This window comes from Amycolatopsis halotolerans (assembly GCF_042647905.1).
Lineage (GTDB): Bacteria > Actinomycetota > Actinomycetes > Mycobacteriales > Pseudonocardiaceae > Amycolatopsis > Amycolatopsis halotolerans.
The window spans coordinates 1-18,424 of sequence record NZ_JBHRWI010000041.1; the positions used below are offsets into that span (position 1 = coordinate 1).

Annotated in this window: 18 protein-coding genes; 6 read left to right on the forward strand and 12 right to left on the reverse strand. The window is 68.2% G+C overall.

The window, feature by feature from the left end; translation table 11 throughout:
• Window positions 1-72: 72 nt before the first annotated feature.
• Entirely contained in the window at window positions 73-1,260 is a 1,188-nt protein-coding gene (locus tag ACFORO_RS30390) for an amino acid deaminase/aldolase (RefSeq protein ID WP_377876507.1), read from the reverse strand.
• A 99-nt stretch (window positions 1,261-1,359) separates the two neighbouring features.
• Here ACFORO_RS30390 and ACFORO_RS30395 point away from each other — a divergent pair, with 99 nt between their 5' ends.
• Window positions 1,360-2,661: a D-arabinono-1,4-lactone oxidase gene (locus ACFORO_RS30395; RefSeq protein ID WP_354736050.1), complete on the forward strand. Its 1,302-nt coding sequence runs from the start codon at window positions 1,360-1,362 to the stop codon at window positions 2,659-2,661.
• Window positions 2,662-2,673: 12 nt separating this feature from the next.
• On the opposite strand, the gene ACFORO_RS30400 is transcribed toward ACFORO_RS30395, so the two are convergent.
• From ACFORO_RS30400 to ACFORO_RS30410, 3 genes are read right to left on the reverse strand one after another with little or no spacing between them, the layout of a single operon-like run.
• A complete protein-coding gene (locus ACFORO_RS30400; protein ID WP_377876504.1) occupies window positions 2,674-3,618 on the reverse strand; it encodes a ribose-phosphate diphosphokinase in 945 nt (314 codons plus the stop codon).
• Window positions 3,618-4,268 (reverse strand): SDR family oxidoreductase, encoded by a 651-nt coding sequence (locus ACFORO_RS30405; protein WP_377876502.1) that lies wholly within the window; start codon window positions 4,266-4,268, stop codon window positions 3,618-3,620. Before ACFORO_RS30405 ends, ACFORO_RS30400 begins: the two co-directional genes overlap by 1 nt.
• 42 nt (window positions 4,269-4,310) lie before the next feature.
• Window positions 4,311-4,973, reverse strand: coding sequence for a hypothetical protein (locus ACFORO_RS30410; protein WP_037809258.1), 663 nt, complete (start codon window positions 4,971-4,973; stop codon window positions 4,311-4,313).
• Between the two features lie 420 nt (window positions 4,974-5,393).
• Here ACFORO_RS30410 and ACFORO_RS30415 point away from each other — a divergent pair, with 420 nt between their 5' ends.
• From ACFORO_RS30415 to ACFORO_RS30430, 4 genes are read left to right on the forward strand one after another with little or no spacing between them, the layout of a single operon-like run.
• Window positions 5,394-6,464 carry an HpcH/HpaI aldolase/citrate lyase family protein gene (locus ACFORO_RS30415; protein WP_377876500.1) on the forward strand — a complete coding sequence of 357 codons (1,071 nt, stop codon included), beginning with the start codon at window positions 5,394-5,396 and terminating at the stop codon, window positions 6,462-6,464.
• Window positions 6,461-7,321 carry an HpcH/HpaI aldolase/citrate lyase family protein gene (locus ACFORO_RS30420; RefSeq protein ID WP_377876498.1) on the forward strand — a complete coding sequence of 287 codons (861 nt, stop codon included), beginning with the start codon at window positions 6,461-6,463 and terminating at the stop codon, window positions 7,319-7,321. Before ACFORO_RS30415 ends, ACFORO_RS30420 begins: the two co-directional genes overlap by 4 nt.
• Before the next feature lie 38 nt (window positions 7,322-7,359).
• The gene (locus ACFORO_RS30425; RefSeq protein ID WP_377876496.1) at window positions 7,360-8,478 is read left to right on the forward strand and encodes an AAA family ATPase; all 1,119 of its coding nucleotides are present in this window, start codon (window positions 7,360-7,362) and stop codon (window positions 8,476-8,478) included.
• Window positions 8,471-9,142, forward strand: a complete 672-nt coding sequence (locus ACFORO_RS30430) for a DUF4276 family protein (RefSeq protein WP_377876494.1) — start codon at window positions 8,471-8,473, stop codon at window positions 9,140-9,142. The genes ACFORO_RS30425 and ACFORO_RS30430 overlap by 8 nt, the downstream gene beginning before the upstream one ends.
• A 12-nt stretch (window positions 9,143-9,154) precedes the next feature.
• Here the strand turns inward: ACFORO_RS30430 and ACFORO_RS30435 are convergent, their stop codons facing one another.
• The 8 genes from ACFORO_RS30435 to ACFORO_RS30470 are packed head-to-tail and all read right to left on the reverse strand — an operon-like array spanning window position 9,155 to window position 17,470.
• Window positions 9,155-10,540, reverse strand: a complete 1,386-nt coding sequence (locus tag ACFORO_RS30435) for an amidase (RefSeq protein WP_377876492.1) — start codon at window positions 10,538-10,540, stop codon at window positions 9,155-9,157.
• A 16-nt stretch (window positions 10,541-10,556) separates the two neighbouring features.
• Window positions 10,557-11,315 (reverse strand): SDR family NAD(P)-dependent oxidoreductase, encoded by a 759-nt coding sequence (locus ACFORO_RS30440; protein ID WP_377876490.1) that lies wholly within the window; start codon window positions 11,313-11,315, stop codon window positions 10,557-10,559.
• Window positions 11,312-12,736: an aldehyde dehydrogenase family protein gene (locus ACFORO_RS30445; RefSeq protein ID WP_377876488.1), complete on the reverse strand. Its 1,425-nt coding sequence runs from the start codon at window positions 12,734-12,736 to the stop codon at window positions 11,312-11,314. The genes ACFORO_RS30440 and ACFORO_RS30445 overlap by 4 nt, the downstream gene beginning before the upstream one ends.
• Entirely contained in the window at window positions 12,729-13,496 is a 768-nt protein-coding gene (locus ACFORO_RS30450; RefSeq protein ID WP_377876486.1) for an ATP-binding cassette domain-containing protein, read from the reverse strand. Before ACFORO_RS30450 ends, ACFORO_RS30445 begins: the two co-directional genes overlap by 8 nt.
• Window positions 13,493-14,227 carry an ATP-binding cassette domain-containing protein gene (locus ACFORO_RS30455; protein ID WP_377876484.1) on the reverse strand — a complete coding sequence of 245 codons (735 nt, stop codon included), beginning with the start codon at window positions 14,225-14,227 and terminating at the stop codon, window positions 13,493-13,495. The genes ACFORO_RS30450 and ACFORO_RS30455 overlap by 4 nt, the downstream gene beginning before the upstream one ends.
• On the reverse strand, window positions 14,224-15,039 hold the full coding sequence (locus ACFORO_RS30460) for an ABC transporter permease (protein WP_377876482.1): 816 nt from the start codon (window positions 15,037-15,039) through the stop codon (window positions 14,224-14,226). Before ACFORO_RS30460 ends, ACFORO_RS30455 begins: the two co-directional genes overlap by 4 nt.
• On the reverse strand, window positions 15,039-15,983 hold the full coding sequence (locus ACFORO_RS30465) for an ABC transporter permease (protein WP_377876480.1): 945 nt from the start codon (window positions 15,981-15,983) through the stop codon (window positions 15,039-15,041). Before ACFORO_RS30465 ends, ACFORO_RS30460 begins: the two co-directional genes overlap by 1 nt.
• On the reverse strand, window positions 15,980-17,470 hold the full coding sequence (locus ACFORO_RS30470) for an ABC transporter substrate-binding protein (RefSeq protein WP_377876477.1): 1,491 nt from the start codon (window positions 17,468-17,470) through the stop codon (window positions 15,980-15,982). The genes ACFORO_RS30465 and ACFORO_RS30470 overlap by 4 nt, the downstream gene beginning before the upstream one ends.
• Window positions 17,471-17,621: 151 nt before the next feature.
• Here ACFORO_RS30470 and ACFORO_RS30475 point away from each other — a divergent pair, with 151 nt between their 5' ends.
• Window positions 17,622-18,359, forward strand: a complete 738-nt coding sequence (locus tag ACFORO_RS30475; RefSeq protein WP_377876475.1) for a FadR/GntR family transcriptional regulator — start codon at window positions 17,622-17,624, stop codon at window positions 18,357-18,359.
• The last annotated feature ends 65 nt before the right edge of the window (window positions 18,360-18,424 follow it).

Below are 18,424 nucleotides of genomic sequence, written 5' to 3' on the forward strand. Positions count from 1 at the left end.
TCATCCCCCGACGACACGCACCCCGCCCAGCCCTACTGAGAAAACCTCATTGGGGCGCTCGCCAGCCCGCGGTCAGCCGAAGTTCTGGCCCTCGCCGCGATAGGTCGGGACGGTGCGTTCTACCTGGCTGCCGCGGACGAGGTGGTACTGCAGGAACCGTTCGGCCAATTCGCCCGCTTTCGCGTGCCGCAGCCAGACCCGGTCGCCCAGGCGCAGGGAGCGCGCGGCCTCGCCGGTCACCGGCGTCTGCACCTCGCCGGCGCCCTCGAAACCCAGCAGGCGCAAGCCTTCCGGCAGGTACGGCGACGGTTCGCGCGACGGACCGGTCGGTCCGGAGGCGATGTAGCCGCCGGAGTACAGCGTCGCGACGTTCTTCGCCGGACGACGCACCACCGGCAGCGCGAACAACGCGGCCGGGCGCGGCCGGAAGTGCGAATAGCCGTCGAACAGCGTCGGCGCGAGGAAACCGGAACCGGCGGCGATCTCGGTGACCACGTTCTCCGCGCCGGTGGTCTCGATGCTTCCGGTGCCGCCGCCGTTGACGAACTCCAGGTCAGCGACCTCGCGCACGGCACGCACCGCGGCACTCCGGCGGCGGGCCAGTTCCGCTGCGGATCGGCGTTGCATCCAGCCGATCACCCGGTTCTGCAGGCCTTTCCCGGCGGCGTCGCCGAGTCCGGCGACCTGGCCTTCGTACGCCATCATGCCGACCAGCTTGAAGCCCGGCCGGGCGACGATCTTCCGCGCCACCGCGGCGGCTTGCCCCGGTTTGAACACCGGCGAACGCCTTGTCCCGACATGCACGCCGGGCAGCGGTCGCCAGGACGCGTCGAGTTCGAGGCACACGCGGATGTCCGGGTGCCCGTGGCCGAGCGCGGCGTCGACGAGATCGAGGTGTTCGGTCGAGTCGACCATGATCGTGACCGCCGCGCGGGCGCGTTCGCTGGCGGCCAGCCGACGGAGCGATTCGTGGTCGGCGGTCGGGTACGCGACCACGATGTCGGCGGAAGTGCCCAGCTCAGCGTGCCAAACGGCCTCGGCGAGCGAGTAGCACATCAGGCCTTCGAAGCCGTCTCGCGCGAGCGCCCGCTCCAGCAGCGCACGGCAGCGCACGGACTTGCTGACCACCCGGATCGGCTTGCCCGCGGCCCGGCGCAGCAGGTCGTCGGCGTTGGCGTCGAAGGCGTCCAGGTCGACGATCGCGAGCGGCGGATCCAGGTCCTTCGTCGCGAGGTCGTACCCGTGCGCTGAGGTGGTCACGCACTTACGGTACGACAACAACGCTTGAAACGCGAATACTATTCACTTACGGTTCCGGCATCTATCGTGGGAACCTTCCAGCGAAGAACAGGTGCCGCAATGACGTGGAGCAACTGGGCCGGAACGGCCAAGGCCACCCCGCAACGGGTGCACCGGCCGCGCAGCGCGGCCGAGATCGCCGAGGTCGTGGCCGGGATCGCCGAAGCGGGGCACCGCGTCCGCGCGTGGGGCAGCGGGCATTCGTTCACCGCGATCGCCGCCGCCGATTGCGACGCGCTCGACCTCACCGCGTGGACCGGCATCGAACGCGCCGACCTCGAAACGCAGCAGGTCACCGTCCGTTCCGGCACCACTTTGCGCACTCTCAACGCCGCTCTCGACGCGCTCGGGCTCGCCATGACGAACCTCGGCGACATCGACGCACAGACGATCGCTGGCGCGATTTCCACCGGCACGCACGGCACCGGTGCGCGCTTCGGCGGAATCTCGACGCAGATCGTCGCGCTGGAACTCGTGCTCGCCGATGGTTCCCTGGTCCGTTGTTCGGCCGACGAGCGTCCGGAGTTGTTCCACGCCGCCCGCGTAGGCCTTGGCGCGCTTGGCGTCATCAGCACCGTGACCCTCCAATGTGAACAGTCCTTTGTGCTCTCCGCGCAGGAACGCCCGGAGCCGCTGGAGCAGGTCCTCGAGGGCTTCGACGACAACGCCGCGAACAACGACCACTTCGAGTTCTACTGGTTTCCCTACGGCACCAAGGCGTTGGTGAAGCGCAACAACCGGCTGCCGGTGGACGCCGAGCGGAAACCATTGTCCCGCCTGCGACAGTTCGTGGACTACGAGCTCACTGAGAACGTCGCGTTCGGCGGACTCTGCCGGCTCGGCCGCGCGGTGCCGAAACTGGTGCGTCCGCTGGGCGCGTTCGCCTCGCAGGTGTCGTCGCCGCGCGAGTACAGCGATCTTTCGCACCGCGTTTTCGTCACCCATCGCGGCGTGCGGTTTGTGGAGTCCGAGTACGCGGTCCCGCGCGAATCAGTGCTCGACGTGCTGGCCGAACTGCGGACAGTGGTGCCGCGGCTGAAAGATCCGGTGGCGTTCCCGGTCGAGGTGCGCGTGGCCGCGGCCGACGACATCTGGCTGTCCACCGCGAACGGCCGCGATTCCGCGTACATCGCGATCCACCAGTTCCTCGGCATGCCGTATCGCGAGTACTTCGCCGCGTTCGAGAACGTCGTGGGCCAGGTCGGCGGACGGCCGCACTGGGGCAAAATGCACGATCTCGACGCGTCCGTGCTGCGCACCCGCTACCCGCACTTCGACGACTTCCTGCGGGTGCGGAAGGAGTGCGACCCGGCCGGGACGTTCGCCAACACCTATCTCGACCGGGTCCTCGGCAGCGTCTGATCAGTTCCGGGATCAGTTCGGCTCGAACAGCGAACTGACCGACTCTCCATTGTGGATTCGCCGCATCGCCTCGGCCAGCGCCGGGGCGATGGACAGGATCCGCAGCTTCTCCGTGCGTTCCTCGACCGGCACCGGCACCGTGTTCGTGCAGACGATCTCCAGCACGTCCTCTTGGCCGCCGATCCGCTTGAGCGCGCCGTCGGCGAACAGCCCGTGCGTGCAGGCCACCCGGATCGACCGCGCGCCCATCTCCCGCAGCCGGTCCAGCAGTTCCAGCACCGTGCTGCCGCGCGCGATCTCGTCGTCCAGCACGATGATGTCGCGGCCGGCGATCTCGCCGATCACCGACGTGATCTCGACCCGGTCGTCGGCGAACCGCTGCTTCGCGCCAGCCGCGACCTTCGTGCCGAGCAGCCGGGCGAAATGCGCGGCTTCCTTGGCGTTGCCCAAATCCGGCGACACGACCGTGGTTTCCGAAAGGTCGTACTGCCGGAAGTACCGCGCCAGCTCGCGCAGCGCGTGCAGGTGGTCGACCGGCACGCTGAAGAACCCGTGCACCTGCGGCGAGTGCAGCGTCATGGTGAGCACGCGGTTCGCACCCGCGGTGACCATCAAATCCGCGACCAGCCTGCCGCCGATGGAGATCCGCGGCGCGTCCTTTTTATCCGAGCGCGCGTACGAATAGTGCGGCATCACCACGGTGATGCGCCCGGCCGAGGCGCCGCGGGCGGCGTCGAGCATCAACAGCAGCTCGACCAGGTGTTCCTGGACCGGTTTGACCAGCGGCTGGATCAGGAAGACGTCCCGCTCGCGGCAGTTGGCCTGAAGCTGGACCTGGAGACAGTCGTTGGCGAACCGGTCGATCTCCACCGGAAGCAGCGGAACGCCCAGGTTGGCGCAGATTTCTTCGGCGAGCTCGGGATGCGCGCTGCCGCTGAAAACCGCGATGTCGCGCATCAGATCCGAGACAGCGCGTCGGCGATGGAATCGTCGCCGGAGACGAGCTCAAGCGTGCGCCGGGCCGTCGCCGGAGTGTCGAGCAGCGCCAGCAGCACCGCGGCGACGTCCTCGCGCGGGATCTCCCCGCCGTCGACCTTCTCCGCGATTTTCACCTGGCCGGTGCCGGAATCGTTGGTGAGGCGGCCGGGGCGCAGAATCGTCCAGTCGAGGTCGCGGGCCTTGAGGTCTTCCTCGGCGGCGCGCTTGGCCCGCAGGTAGGCGGCGAAAACCGGGTCGAAGCCGGGGTCGTCCGCCTTGTCCGCGTTGATCGAACCGACCTGGATGAACCGGCGGACGCCAGCGCGCTGCGCGGCATCCGCGAACAGCACGGCCGCACCGCGGTCCACCGTGTCTTTCCGCCCCTCGCCGCTGCCCGGGCCGGCACCGGCGGAGAACACCGCGGCGTCCGCGCCCTCGAGAACCTTGGCGACAGCATCTACATCGGACTTCTCGAGGTCGAGCACAACAGTCTCGGCACCGACGGCGATGAGGTCCGCTTCGTGATCCGGGTTGCGCACGATGCCGACTGGCGCGTCGTGCCGCTGCGCGAGCAGCTTTTCCAGGTGCAGGGCGATCTGGCCGTGTCCGCCAGCAATGACGACTCGCATGAACCCGACTCTATCGCCGCGGCGCGGACCGACGCCGGTGCTTCAGTCCGCCTCGGCGGGGACTGGGGCGTCGGAGTCCTCGCGCAGCAGCAGGTCGTAGGCCATCTCGTTGACCCAGCGCGAAACCGGGTCCTCCTGCAGCAGCACCCGGTCGTGGTGGGTGTCGAGGTCGAGGTCGGCGGTGGCGTACGGGTCGGCGGTGACGACCGCGAGGCCGTAGGCGCGGGCGCGCGGCAGGCAGTTCGTCACGTAGTCGTCGGTCAGCACGGCAGGCGATGGGAGCACCATCGCGGCCTCGCCGTAGCGCGAAAAGGGCACCGCGGAGGCCATCGCGGTCCGCCAGTGCCGGGCGACCGCGAGGACGCCGATGATCTCGGCGGCCGGCGCGGGTGCGGTCGCGGCCAGCTCTGGCCAGGTCCAGGTGTCGACGAGGGCGCGATCGGCGACGGGACCGACACCCATCGCGATCCGCTCCGCGTGCACGTCGGTCTTGAGCTTCGCGACGATGCTGACCTTGCGGCCGAGCAGGGTCGTCGCGGGCAGCACCACGCCGTTCCAGCCCAGAAGGGCCGCGGCCTTGCGCGCCAGCTCGTCGACGCTCGCGGGGAGCTCGATCGGCGGCAGCACCCGGCTCGCCGTCGTCCGGCTGCGCTTCGCACCGCCGGCGACCGTCGAGCGCTCGGTGTTCTGTGGGGTAGCCGCCACGAGTCCGCCTCCTTCAAGCACCTGTTCCTCAAGTACCGGCGAAAACCGGTACATGAACTGAGTACCAGGGCAAAGACGCGAGGTCTCCGGGTTGCCCGGCCGCGTGCGATCGGCGGCGCTCAGCGGTCGGTGACCGGTCGGTAGGCGGTCGTTCGACTTCAGCCCGACCGTGCGGCCAACCGAGTGAGCCGGGGGTGAGTGGTGCGCACGGAGCGCTTCCCCTGGGTGGCGCGCCACCCGCGCGGGGGCGAGGCAGGCGGCGCAACGCCTTACTCCGATCGGCCTAATCAACCGGGTTCCACAGTGGACTTCCCCTGGTCACCGGCGTCACCCGGATGGCGGGTGAGCTTCGCCGCAGCGGGGGTTCGGGTCTCCGGTTTAGGGTTACCCGTCGGTCAAGTACCCGCCGGGAGGACCAGGATGCGCTCGCCGAAGGACTTCTTCGCCCCGCTCGCCGTAGGAGCGCCGCAGCCGCCGCGGCAGATCCCGGTGCGGCCGTCGCGCATGATCCACTTTTTCGATCCGGGCAACGAAAAGATGGCCGCGAAGGTCCCGGACATCGCGAAGAAGACCGACGTGCTGCTGGGCAACCTCGAGGACGCGGTCCGCGCCGACCGCAAAGAAGCCGCGCGCGCCGGGCTGGTGTCGATCGCGAAAGCGACGGACTTCGGCCGCACGCAGCTGTGGACGCGGGTGAACAGCCTCGACTCGCCGTGGGTGCTCGACGACCTGATCACCCTGGTCACCGAGATCGGCGACAAGCTCGACGTGATCATGATCCCGAAGGTCGAAGGCGCACAGGACATTCACTACGTCGACCGGTTGCTGGCGCAACTGGAAGCGCGGGCCGGGCTGACGAAACCGCTGCTGGTGCACGCGATCCTGGAAACGGCGAGCGGCGTGGCGAACGTCGAGGAGATCGCCGGCGCCTCGCCGCGCATGCAAGGCATCTCACTGGGCCCGGCTGACCTGGCCGCGAGCCGCCGGATGAAGACGACCCGAGTCGGCGGCGGCCACCCGGGATATCTGGTGCGCACCGACCCGGTCGGCGACGACCTCAACGAGGGCCGCACGACGTATCAGCAGGATCTGTGGCACTACACGGTCGCGCGGATGGTCGACGCGTGCGCGATGAACGGAATCCTTCCGTACTACGGACCGTTCGGCGACATCCGCGACGTGGTGGCGTGCGAGGACCAGTTCCGCAACGCGTTCCTGCTCGGCTGCGTCGGCGCGTGGAGCCTGCACCCGGTGCAGATCGACATCGCGAAGAAGGTTTTCTCGCCGTCCCCCGCGGATGTGGCGTGGGCCCGGCGCGTGATCGCCGAGATGGGCGACGGCACCGGCGCGGTGATGATCGACGGGAAAATGCAGGACGACGCCTCGGTCAAACAGTGCCGGGTGGTCGTGGAACTGGCTGACGAACTGGCCGGTGACGACCCCGAACTGGCCGCCGCGTACGACGCCGCGACGAAGGAGATCCAGTCATGACCGAACTCCGCCCGCGGCGGTCCGTGCTGTACATGCCCGGCGCGAACGAACGCGCGCTGGAGAAGGCGAAGACGCTGCCCGCGGACGCGTTGATCCTGGACTTGGAAGACGCCGTCGCGCCGGACGCGAAGGAAGCCGCGCGGGAACGGGTCTGCGCTGCTGTCGGCACCTATGGCTCGCGCGAAGTGACCATCCGAGTCAACGGCCTGGACACCGAATGGCACGACGCCGACCTGCGCGCCGCGGCTGCCGCCGGTCCCGCAGCCGTGGTGGTGCCGAAGGTGAACTCGGCGGCTGAGGTGCACAACATCGAGCGCGCGCTGGAGCTTGGCGGAGCGCCGGAACACACGAAGATCTGGGCGATGGTCGAGACGCCGATCGCGATGCTGCACGCCGCGGAGATCGCGGGCGCGTCGGAACGGTTGACCGTGCTGGTGATGGGCACGAACGACCTGGCGAAGGAACTGCACGCGGAGTTCGTGCCGGGCCGGGGACCGTTGCTGGGCGGGCTTTCGCTGTGTCTGCTCGCTGCTCGCGCGACCGGGAAGGTGATCCTGGACGGGGTCTACAACGACGTCAAGGACGCGGCCGGGTTCGAGGCGGAATGCTTGCAGGGGCGGCAGTACGGGTTCGACGGGAAGACGTTGATCCATCCTTCGCAGGTGGAGCCTTGCAACCGGGTCTTCGCGCCTTCGGAGGAGGAGATCGACCGGTCTCAGCGGATCATCGCGGCGTTCGAGGAGGCTGCGGCCGAGGGACGCGGAGTGGTGACTGTGGATGGGCGGATGATTGAGAACCTGCATGTCGAGAACGCACGGCGGGTGCTGGCGTTGGCGGAGGCGATCGGGGCGAAGTAACGCGGCCGGTCACCGGGGCGCGGCCGTACAGTGTGCGCATGGCTCGGCACTCGCTCAACGCGATCACCATCGAGGGGTTCACCTCGATCCGTTCGGCACGTGTGCCTCTCGGCAGCCTGAACGTGCTGGTCGGCGCGAACGGCGCGGGCAAGAGCAACTTCATCCAGGCGCTCGGCTTGTTGAGCAGCATTGTCGACGGCGATCTCGGGCTGCATGTCGGGCTCAATGGCGGGGCCGCCGAAATGGGCTACAAAGGAACTGCCCTGTCCGGCATCGAACTGGATCTCGACATGTCGCCGGCGAACTATCGCATTCGCCTGGCCCCCGCGGCCAACGACGAGCTGATCTTCGATCTGGAGGAGATCAGCAGGACCACTCCCGAATCGCCGTACCGGCACGCACTCGGCCAGGGGCATCGCGAGTCGCGACTCGACCAAGCTGTAGACGACCACGACGAGGCCGCGGAACTCATTCACACCGTGCTCAAGGGCTGCCGGGTCTATCACTTCGACGACACGAGCCGGGACGCGCCAGTCAAGCGTCAAGCCCCGACCGCGGACAACCTCGCTCTCCGGGACGACGCCGCCAACCTCGCGCCCGTTCTGCTGAGGCTGCGGCGGAGCGAACGGCCGGAGGACAAAGCGGCTTACCGTCGCATCACCAGTACGATCCGGCTGGTCGCCCCGTTTTTCAAGGATTTCGTTCTCGACGACGAATACGGAACCGACCGGGTCCGGCTCCGCTGGGTCCACAAAGAACTCGACGGGATCTTTTCCGCCGAGCAGATGTCCGACGGAACATTGCGATTCGTCTGCCTGGCCACCTTGCTGATGCAGCCGCAGCTGCCCGGACTGGTCGTCCTGGACGAACCGGAGCTGGGTCTGCACCCCTACGCGATTGTCGTGCTGGCGGACATGCTTCGCCGCGCTGCGGCACAAAGCCAGGTGCTGATCGCGACCCAATCGGTGACGCTCATGAATCAGTTCACCGTCGACGACCTCATCGTGGTCGAACAACACGACGGCAGTTCTTCCTTCGCGAAGCCGAACCCCGAAGCGCTGCGCACGTGGCTCGAGGACTACTCGCTTGGCGAACTGTGGGAGAAGAACCTCATCGGCGGACAGCCCGGCTCGAGGGGCAGCGTCCTGAATGACTGATCCCAACCGCCTTCACTTACTGGTCGAAGGGCAGTCGGAACTGACAGTCGCGCAGGAGCTTCTGGTCGATCACTTACGCGAGGCTGGCTGGGCCACTGTCACCGTGTCGGTCGTACGAACACAGACCTCGTCCGTCACGCACCGCGGCGGCGTTTCTTCCTGGGCGAAGATTCACCGGGAGATCCAGTACTTGCTCGGACAGAAGTCGCTCACCGCCTTGACCACGATCTTCGACTTCTACGGCTTCCCCGCCGACGCACCGGGAGTTTCCGACCTTCCGGCAGGCCCGGCCGGGAGGCAGGTCGAGCACGTTGAACGCGAGATCGCGGCGGCCGTCCCGGACCGGCGGTTTCTCCCGCATCTGGTCTTGCACGAACTCGAATCCTGGGTGTTCGCGGCCGCTGAGCAGCTGAGCGAACTGAGAGGCGAACCGCACCTGGCCGAGCAGCTCCGCGCCGACTGCGATGCCGCCGGAGGCCCGGAACTGGTCAACGGAGGAGCGAAGACGGCACCTTCCAAACGCCTCCTTCGCTATTGCGCCGGCTACCAGAAAGTGATCGAAGGCCCGTTGGCGATCGCCGAACTCGGGGTGGCTGGCCTGAAGAGCCGATGCCCTCATTTCGACGCCTGGTTGAGCAAGCTTGAAGAGCAGGCGAAGCGCTGAGCGGAAACCTGCTCAGCTGACCGGCCAAGGAAGCTGCTCCCCACGCAGCTTCTCGAACTCCGCCGCGACCCGCAGGACCTCCAGGTCCGCGAACCGGCGTCCCGTGATCTGCAGGCCGATCGGCAAACCCTCCGGGGTATAACCGCAGTTCAGAGATACCGCGGGCTGGCCGGACATGTTGTACGGCACGGTGAAAGCGATGTGCTCGAACGGCCGCGTCGGGTCGTTCGTCGGGGACGGCCAGTCCGCAGGCGGCGGCAGCACGGGGCAGGTCGGCGACAGGACCACGTCGTACGGTTCGGTCGCGCGCAGGGCGGCCACGCTGATCGCGTCGATGGCGGCGAAACCGCGGTAAGTGTCCACACCGGACGCGCTCGCGCCCCCGGCCGCCCAATCCGCGATGTACGGCAGGACTTGGGCGCGTTGGTCTTCCGTCAGCGCGGCCATGTCCGACCAGGCGCGGACTCGCCAGAAGATGTCCAGGCCGTCCAGGTGGTCGCGAGTCAGGAACGGGGCGACAGGCTCCACGATCGCGCCTGCGGACGAGAACAGAGCGGCGGCGGCGGTGACTGCGTCGGCGATCTCCGAAGTGACGGGGAGGCCGACGCCGGGGTCCAGTTGCAGGCCGATGCGCAGGCCATCTAGCGAACTGCTCAGGGAGAGCCAGTCGATCGACGCTGGCGGCAGGCTGAGGTGGTCCCGCGGATCGGGTTGGGCCAGGACGCTCATCAGCAGGGCGGTGTCGGCGACGGTCCTGGTCAGGGGTCCGGCGACGCGGCCGAGGAAGGGCGGATCGACTGGTACGCGGCCGAAGCTGGGTTTCAGGCCGACTAGGCCGCACCAACCGGCGGGGAGGCGGATCGAGCCGCCGATGTCGGTGCCTACGTGCAAGGGGCCGTAGCCTGCGGCGGCTGCGGAGGCGGCTCCTGCGCTGGAACCGCCGGGAGTGCGCGTGACGTCCCACGGGTTGCGCGAACCGGCGTGGAAGCTTGAAAGGCCTGAGGTGAGCATGCCGTAGTCGGGCATGGTCGTCTTTGCCAGCAGTACTGCGCCTGACTCGCGTACGCGGGCTGCGGCGGGGGCGTCAGCGGCTGCGGGTGTTAAGGAAGTAGCGGCAGTGCCTAGCGGTGTGGGGACGCCGTAGGAGGCGATGTTTTCCTTCAGTGTCAACGGTACGCCGTCGATGGCACCGGAGGGTTCGCCAGCGTGCCAGCGTGCTTCGGACGCCTTCGCTGCTTCGCGCGCTGAAGCTGCGTCGTACGCGTACAGAGCGTGCAGCTCGGGTTCGCGGGCATCGATGCGCGCGAGGACCGCTTCGGTGACTTCGACCGGCGAGAACGTCTGCGCGCGGTACCCGGCTACCAGCTCGTTAGCCGTCAGGTCGGCCAGTTCGGTCACTAGTGGAACCTCCGATTCACGAAGCGGGTGGGTCAAAGCGGCCGTCGACTGCGGTCCAGCCGCCGTCAACAGCCAGCACTGAGCCGGTGACGAAGGTTGAAGCGTCCGAAGCGAGGTACACGACGGCGCCGGCCAGTTCGTCCGCGCGCGCCCAGCGGCCGAGAGCGCCCTTCTGGGCATAGGCGTCGTACCAGTCGGGGCGCGCTTTGATTTGTGCGGTCAAAGGCGTCTCTACAACGCCAGGGGCGATGGCGTTGACGCGTACGCCGGACGGTCCGAACTCAGCGGCCGCAGTGCGGAAGAGCTGCACAAGGCCGCCTTTCGTTGCTGCGTACGGGCCTTGGCCGGGTTCGACGGTGGTGCCGCGGATCGAGGAGAAGCCGATGATGCTTCCCCGGCCCTGCTCGACCATCGGTGCGCCGAACGCGCGCAGCACCTCGAAGGCGACGCCCAGGTTCAGCTCCACCACGCGGTCGAACTCTTCGCGCGTGTAGTCCAGCAGGCGTTTCCGGACGTTCGTGGCCGCGGTCAGCACGACGGCGTCCAGCGGGCCCAGGTCGGTGGCGGCGGCAGCGATGGCACCGGGCGCGAGCAGGTCGATCTCGTACGCCTCGCCGACGCCGGTCTCCCGGGCGGCAGCGACGTCTCGGTCCGCGCAGATCACCGACGCGCCGTGTGCGGCAAGAGCTCGGGCGGCCTCGCGGCCGATCCCGCTGCCCGCGCCGAGCACGACGGCGCGGCGGCCGTCCATGCGGAACAGTCCGGCGTAGTTCACGGGCGCAGCACCGCCATCCTGGTCACGGTCAGCTCTTCGACGGCGAATCGCGGCCCCTCGCGGCCGATCCCGGAGTCCTTGACCCCGCCATACGGCATCGTGTCGGACCGGAACCCCGGCACCTCGTTCACCACTACCCCGCCGACCTCCAGCTCGTCCAGCGCGCGGAACGCGGTCTTCAGCGAGCGGCTGTACACACTCGCGTGCAAGCCGTACCGCGACGCGTTGACCGCGGCGAACGCTTCGTCCACATCGGACACCGTGCGCAGGCAGACGACCGGGCCGAAGATCTCCTCGTCCCAGCATTCGACGCCGTCCGGGACGTCCGCGAGCACCGTCGGCTCCAGCACGCCGTCGCGCACCGAACCGCCAGCAAGCAGCCGTGCTCCTGCCGCGATCGCTTTGTCGACCCATTCGGCGACCCGGGCGGTCGAGCGTGCATCGATCAGCGCCGATACACGGATGTCGGGAGAACGCGGATCACCAACGGTCACTTCGCCGAGCCGCGCGAGCACCTTGTCGGTGAACTCCGCGGCCACCGAAGACACGGCCAGCACGCGCTGTACGGAAATGCAGGCCTGACCGGACGCGTAGAACCCGCCGCGCAGCACGGCATCGGCGGCAGCATCGAGGTCAGCGTCCTCGGCGACCACCAGTGCGGCGTTCGAGCCCAGCTCCAGCAGGGTCTTCGTCGGCGCGGCGTCCCGGGCGATCTGATGACCGACGGCGGCCGAGCCGGTGAACGACACCGCACCGATCCGCCGATCCCTGACCAGCGCTGATCCGACCGAAGCGTCTCCGGTGAGCAGCTGAACCATCGCGGGAAGATCGGTCAGCGAGCGGACCAGGTGCACCAGCCACAGCGTCGCCAGCGGGGTTTGCGGCGCGGGCTTCACCACCACCGGACAGCCAGCGGCGATCGCGGGCGCGATCTTGTGCGACGCCAGCAGCAGCGGGTAATTGAACCCGGCGATCCCGACCACCACGCCGATCGGCTTGCGCTTCCAGAACCCGACCAGCCCGTCCCCGGACGGCAGCAGGTCCAGCGGCACAGTTTCGCCGTGCAGCCGCGACACTTCCTCGGCCGCGGCTTCCCAGGTAACGATCGTCCGCGCGACCTCTACCTGACAATCGACCAGCGGTTTCCCAGTTTCCAGCACGAGAAGCTGCTCAAACTCCACTCGACGCTCGCGCACCGCTGAAGCCACGTCGTTCAGCAGAGTCCGGCGAGTGCGCGAAGGCAGCGAAGCAACTTCGCGAGCCACTGCTACTGCTTCATCGATGGCCCGCGAAGCCAGCGCAGCAGTGCCGGCCGGAGCCGTGCCGATCACGCTGCCGTCATAGGGAAACACGACATCCGCGATATCCACTGTGGACACCCAGCCGGGACCGATCGGCAAGCCGTCCGGGTAGTCAGGCATCCGTTTCTCCCTTCAACCGGGCCAGCTCGGTCCGCAGATTCGGCGCGGCGGCCAGCAGTTCCCGGGTGTACTCGTGCTCCGGTTCGGCGTAAACCTTCTCCACCGCACCGATTTCCACGATCTCGCCGCGCCGCATCACCGCGACGCGATCGCACACGTGCCGCACCACGCCGAGGTCGTGCGAAACGAAAATCAACGTCAGCGAGAACTCGTCGACCAGCCGGGCCAGCAGGTCCAGGATCTGCGCGCGCACCGAAACGTCCAGCGCGCTCACCGGTTCGTCCGCGATCAGCACGCTCGGGTTCGGCGCGAGCGCGCGGGCGATCGAGATCCGCTGCCGCTGCCCGCCGGAGAACTGGTGCGGATACCGCATCGCCGCGTCCTCGGGCAGTCCGACGGCGGCCAGCAGCTCCGCCACCCGCTCCGGCGACCGTCGGCCGAGCGGTTCGGAGACGATGTCCCGCACACGCATCCGCGGGTCGAGCGAGCCCATCGGATCCTGGAACACGATCTGCATTTCCCGGCGGAGGAACCGCAGCTTCCGCTCAGGCAACGAGTCGATCCGCTTCCCCTGGAACGACACCGTGCCCGCGGTCGGCCGGTCCAGCGCGGCCAGCAGCCGGACCAGGGTGGACTTCCCTGACCCGGATTCGCCGACGATTCCAAACCGCTCACCAGCGGAAACATCGAAACTCAAGCCACGCAACGCATGCACGTCCCGCCGCGTATACCGCCGCTCCAAGTCCCGTACGGAGATCATCGCGCACCCTCCAGATCAGAGGCGGCGAGCAACCGCTGGGTATAGGCATGCTTCGGCGCGGTCAGCACCTCCCGCGTCGAGCCATGCTCCACAATGGACCCGTCGAGCATCACCAGCACCCGGTCGCACATCTGCGCCACCACCGCCAGGTCGTGCGTGATGAACAGCAGCGAGCTCTCCGCCGACAATCGCTCGCGAATCAGGCCGAGGATCTGCGCCTGCACGGTGACGTCCAGCGCGGTGGTCGGCTCGTCGCAGATCAGCAGCGCCGGGTCGTTGGCCAGCGCGATCGCCAGCACCACCCGCTGCCGCTGCCCGCCGGACAGCTGATGCGGATACGCCCGCGCGACGCCCGGCAAGCCGACCGCGGCCAGCAGTTCCTCCGCCGGACGCCCGCGACGGCCGTGCACCCGGAACGGCTCGGTGACCTGCCGTCCGATCCGCATCGCCGGGTTCAGCGCGGTCATCGGCTCCTGGAACACCATCGCCATCCCGTTGCCGCGCAACCGGGACAGCTCCTTTTCCGACGCGCCGAGCAACTCCTGGCCGTCCAGCCGCACCGAGCCGGTGGCCGACAGTTCTTCCGGAAGCAGGCCCAGCACGGACAGCGCGGTGAGCGATTTCCCGGACCCGGATTCGCCGATCAACCCGACCCGCTCGCCCGCACCCAGCTCGAACGAAACCTCGCGCACGAGGTCCGCGACCTGCAGGTTTTCCACCGTCAGCGTCATACCCGCGCCGCCAATCGGGGGTCGAGACGGTCGCGCAGACCGTCGCCGAGGAGGTTGAATCCGAGCACGGCCACCGCGATCGCGACGCCCGGAACCAGCGCGAGCCGCGGATGCGCGGTGAGCAATTCCTGGGATTCCTGCAGCATCCGGCCCCACGACGGCGTCGGCGGCCGCGTGCCGAAGCCGAGGAACGACAGCGCCGCCTCGGCCAGCACCGCGATCGCGAACGACACCGAGGCCTGCACGATCAGCAACCCGCCGATGTTCGGCAGCACGTGCGACCAGGCGATCCGCGTCCGCGACCGGCCGCCGGCCCGGGCGGCGAGCACGTATTCGCTGCTCATCACCTGCAGCGACCCGGACCGCGCGATCCGGGCGAACGACGGGATGGTCGCGATGCCGATGGCGACCATCGCGGTGAGCGTGTCCGCGCCGAAGACCGCGCCGAACATGATCGCCAGCAGCAGCGCGGGAAACGCGAGGACCAGGTCGTTCACCCGCATCACCAACTCGCCGAGCCACCGGGGCGCCATCGCCGCCAGCACGCCCAGCGGCGTGCCGATGACCGCCGCGATGCCGACCGCGACCACGCCGACGTACAGCGTGGTCCGCGCGCCGACGAGGATCTGGCTGAAGACGTCGCGGCCGAATTTGTCCGTGCCGAACAGATGCTCGGCCGAGAAGCCCAGCAGCCGGTCCGCCGCGTTGACCTGCACCGGGTCGTACGGCGTCCAGACGAACGACACCAGCGCGGCCAGTACGACAAGCGCGACCAGGATCCCGCCGAGCAGGAGATTTCCGTTGCGGCGCATCAGGACCCCCGCAGTCTCGGGTCGAGCACCGAATACAGCACGTCGACCACGAAGTTCACCAGCAGCACCCCGGCCACCAGCACCAGCACGATCCCTTGCACCGTCAGCAGATCGCGCTGCGCGACCGCGTCCAGCAGCATGCTGCCGAGACCGGGCAGCACGAACACGCGCTCCACCACGACCGCGCCGATCAGCAGCGTCGTCAGCTGCAGGCCGAGCACGGTGACCACCGGGACGGACGCGTTGCGCAGCCCGTGCCGGAACAGCGCCTGACCAGGCAATAAGCCTTTGGACCGGGCGGTGCGCAGATAGTCCTGGCCGAGCGTGTCGAGCACGGCCGAGCGGACGTATCGCGTGAGCACCGCGCCCTGCACCAGGCCGAGTGACAACGCCGGGAGGATCAGTCCGCGCAGGAACTCGCCCGCGTCCTGGTCCGGCGGCGTCCATCCGCCGCTCGGCAGCCAGCGCAGCTGTACGGCGAAAATCTGCACCAGGATGATGCCCGCGAGGAACGCCGGGATCGCGACACCGACCTGCGACAGCCCGGAAACCGCGACACCGCTGGCCTTCCGATGCCGCACCGCGGCGAACGCGCCAGCGGGCAACGCGATCACCAGCGCCACGATCATTCCCGCACCGACCAGCCACAACGTGACGCCGAGCCGGTCCACCAGCTGCGGGCTGATCGCCTCGCGCGTGACGTACGACCGGCCGAAGTCGCCGTGCAGCACTCCACCCACCCAGCTCAGGTACTGCTCGACCAGCGGCCGGTCGATGCCGAATTCGGCGCGGGTCTTCGCGAGCAGTTCCGGCGTCGCGTTGACACCCAAAGCGACCTGCGCGGGGTCGCCCGGCAGCACCGCCATGAACAGGAACACCACGATGGACGCCACGAACAGGCTCGCCGCGAACACGGCCACCCGCCGCAGCACGCGCGCGGTCATGCCGGCCTCACCGCCGTCAGGTCGAACGACTCGCTGACCTGGTTCCGCGCGAGTCCAGTCACCTTCTTCTTGGCGACCACGACGTTTGGGAACAGGAACAGCCAGTCCGCGGCCGCGTCGGTGTTCAGCTGCCGCGCGACCTCCTTCATGTCGCTCACCTGCTCCTGCGGCGTGCCGCTGTCCGCCGCCGCGAGCAGTTGCTGCACGTGTTTGTTGTCGTAACCCCAGTAGTACTTGGGTTTTCCGAACGTGGAGATGTCGCGGGCTTCGACGTGCTGGATGATCGACAGGTCGTAGTCGTGGTCGGTGAAGACCTGCTTGAGCCACACCGCGGGGAAGTCGAGCGGCTCGATCGTCGCGGTGACGCCGACGTCCGCCAGCTGCGACTGCACCACCTGCGCCGCCGACACCGCGTACGGCAGGTTCGGAATCCGCAGCCGCAGCTTGAGATCGTGCACGCCCGCCTCGGTGAGCAGCTGCTTCGCCTTCGCCGGGTCGTAGGAATAGACCTTCGACAGGTCCTCGTACCACGGGTCGGTGGGCGGAACCATGCTGCCGATGAGCGTGCCGCGACCGCTGAAGACCAGGTCCAGCACGGCTTTCCGGTCGATCGCATAAGTGAGCGCACGCCGGACGCGCACGTCGTTCAGCGGCGCCCGACGGCCGTTGAACGCCAGCGTGACCTCGCTGTTCGTGGTGCCCTGCTGCACGGTGAACCGGTCGTCGCCCTGGAACTGCGGGATCGAATCGGCCGACGTGAGGTTGGAGATCACGTCGATTCCGTTGGACAGCAAGGCGTTGTTGAGCGCGGTCGGATCGGCGAAGTACTTGAGCACCACCGTGCGATAAGCCGGTTTCCGGCCCCAGTACTGCGGATTCTCGCGCAGCACAATGGAATCGCCGCGCCGGCGCGAAGCCACCTCGTACGGACCGGTGCCGACCGGATGGTTCGCCAGATCCGCGACGCCGGTCGGGCTGAACATCGCGCCGAGCCTGCTGGTGAGGCTGAACAGCCAGCCGTTGCTGGGCTTCGACAGCACCACGCGAGCGTGATCCGGCGCGACGACCTCGACGTGGTCCACGACGTCCATCGCCGATTTAAGCGAGATCGTCCAGTCCGTCTTCACCCGCATCAGCGAAAACTGGACGTCGGCGGCGGTGAACGGCGCTCCGTTGCTGAACTTCACGCCCTGCTGCAGCTGGAAGTCGTACGTCTTGCGGTCCGGGCTGATCGTCCAGGACTTCGCGAGCAGCGGCACGATCCGGCCCTGCGGATCGAGCTTCACCAGGCCCTCGTAGACGTTGTAGAGCAGCGCCTGCGGGATGGCCACGCCGTCGGAACGGGTGAAGTCGAAGTTCGCCGGCTCCGCTGTGTAGCCGACGGAAAGTGTGTCTGGACCTGGGGAAACACTCGCGCTGGAGCCTGCCGAGCAGCCGGACGTCACGAGCAGCAGCGCCAGTGCCGCGGCAGTGCTCCGGGCTTTCATTCCGCCTCCTGTGCCCTGCGGGATACCCGCACCCAGTCGGCGTCGCGAGCTAGCTGTCGCGATGATAAGCCCACGCCGCCTCCGACTCAGTACACTGGTCAGACCAGTAACCCTGACAGCAGACTCGCATCCGGCAGACACCGAGGTCAAGATGAAGTTCGAACCGGTGGCTCCGGTCCGCGCCTACGAGCGGATCGTCGAGCAGATCGAGGAGGCCGTGGTGAGCGGCCGCCTCAAACCCGGTGACCGGCTGTCCGGGGAACGGGAGCTGATGACGCAGTTCGGCGTCGGCCGCTCGACCGTGCGCGAGGCGCTGCGAGTGCTGCAGGCCGCCGAACTGATCCGGTCGCGACCAGGCGATCCGCGCGGGCCCGAGGTGCTGGCCGCGTCGCCGGGCGCCCTGCACCGGTCGATGCACCGGCTGGCGCGGGCGGAACACGTCGGGCTGGCGGAACTGCTGCAATTCCGGATGGTGCTGGACGGATCGTCGCACCTGCTGGCCGCGGAACTGCGCACCGCCGAGGATTTGACCGCGCTCGACACCGCGTTGGAAGGAATGGCGACAGCGGACGGATACGCGGAATTCAGTCGTGCGGACGTCGCATTCCACGACGTGATTGCCCAAGTGTCACGGAATCCGCTTCTGGTCGTCAGCGGCGAAGTGGTCCGCGGCGTCGTCCTGGAATTGATCGAGGACAAACTCAGCCACGCCAACGACCGCGGCACGCTGATGCGCTCGTGGCTGCGGCATCACGAAGAGGTGCTGAACGCGATCCGCGCCGCCGACGGGGAGTCGGCGGCGCGGCTGGCGCGTCAAGCGCTGTATGACAACTACGCGGAATACGTGCCGAAGGACCAGCGCACGCTGCTCACTCCGCTGCTGACCTGAGTCGCCAGCGCCCCAATGAGGTTTTCTCAGTAGCGTCCGTGGTGTTCGTGGTGGGTGAGGACGAG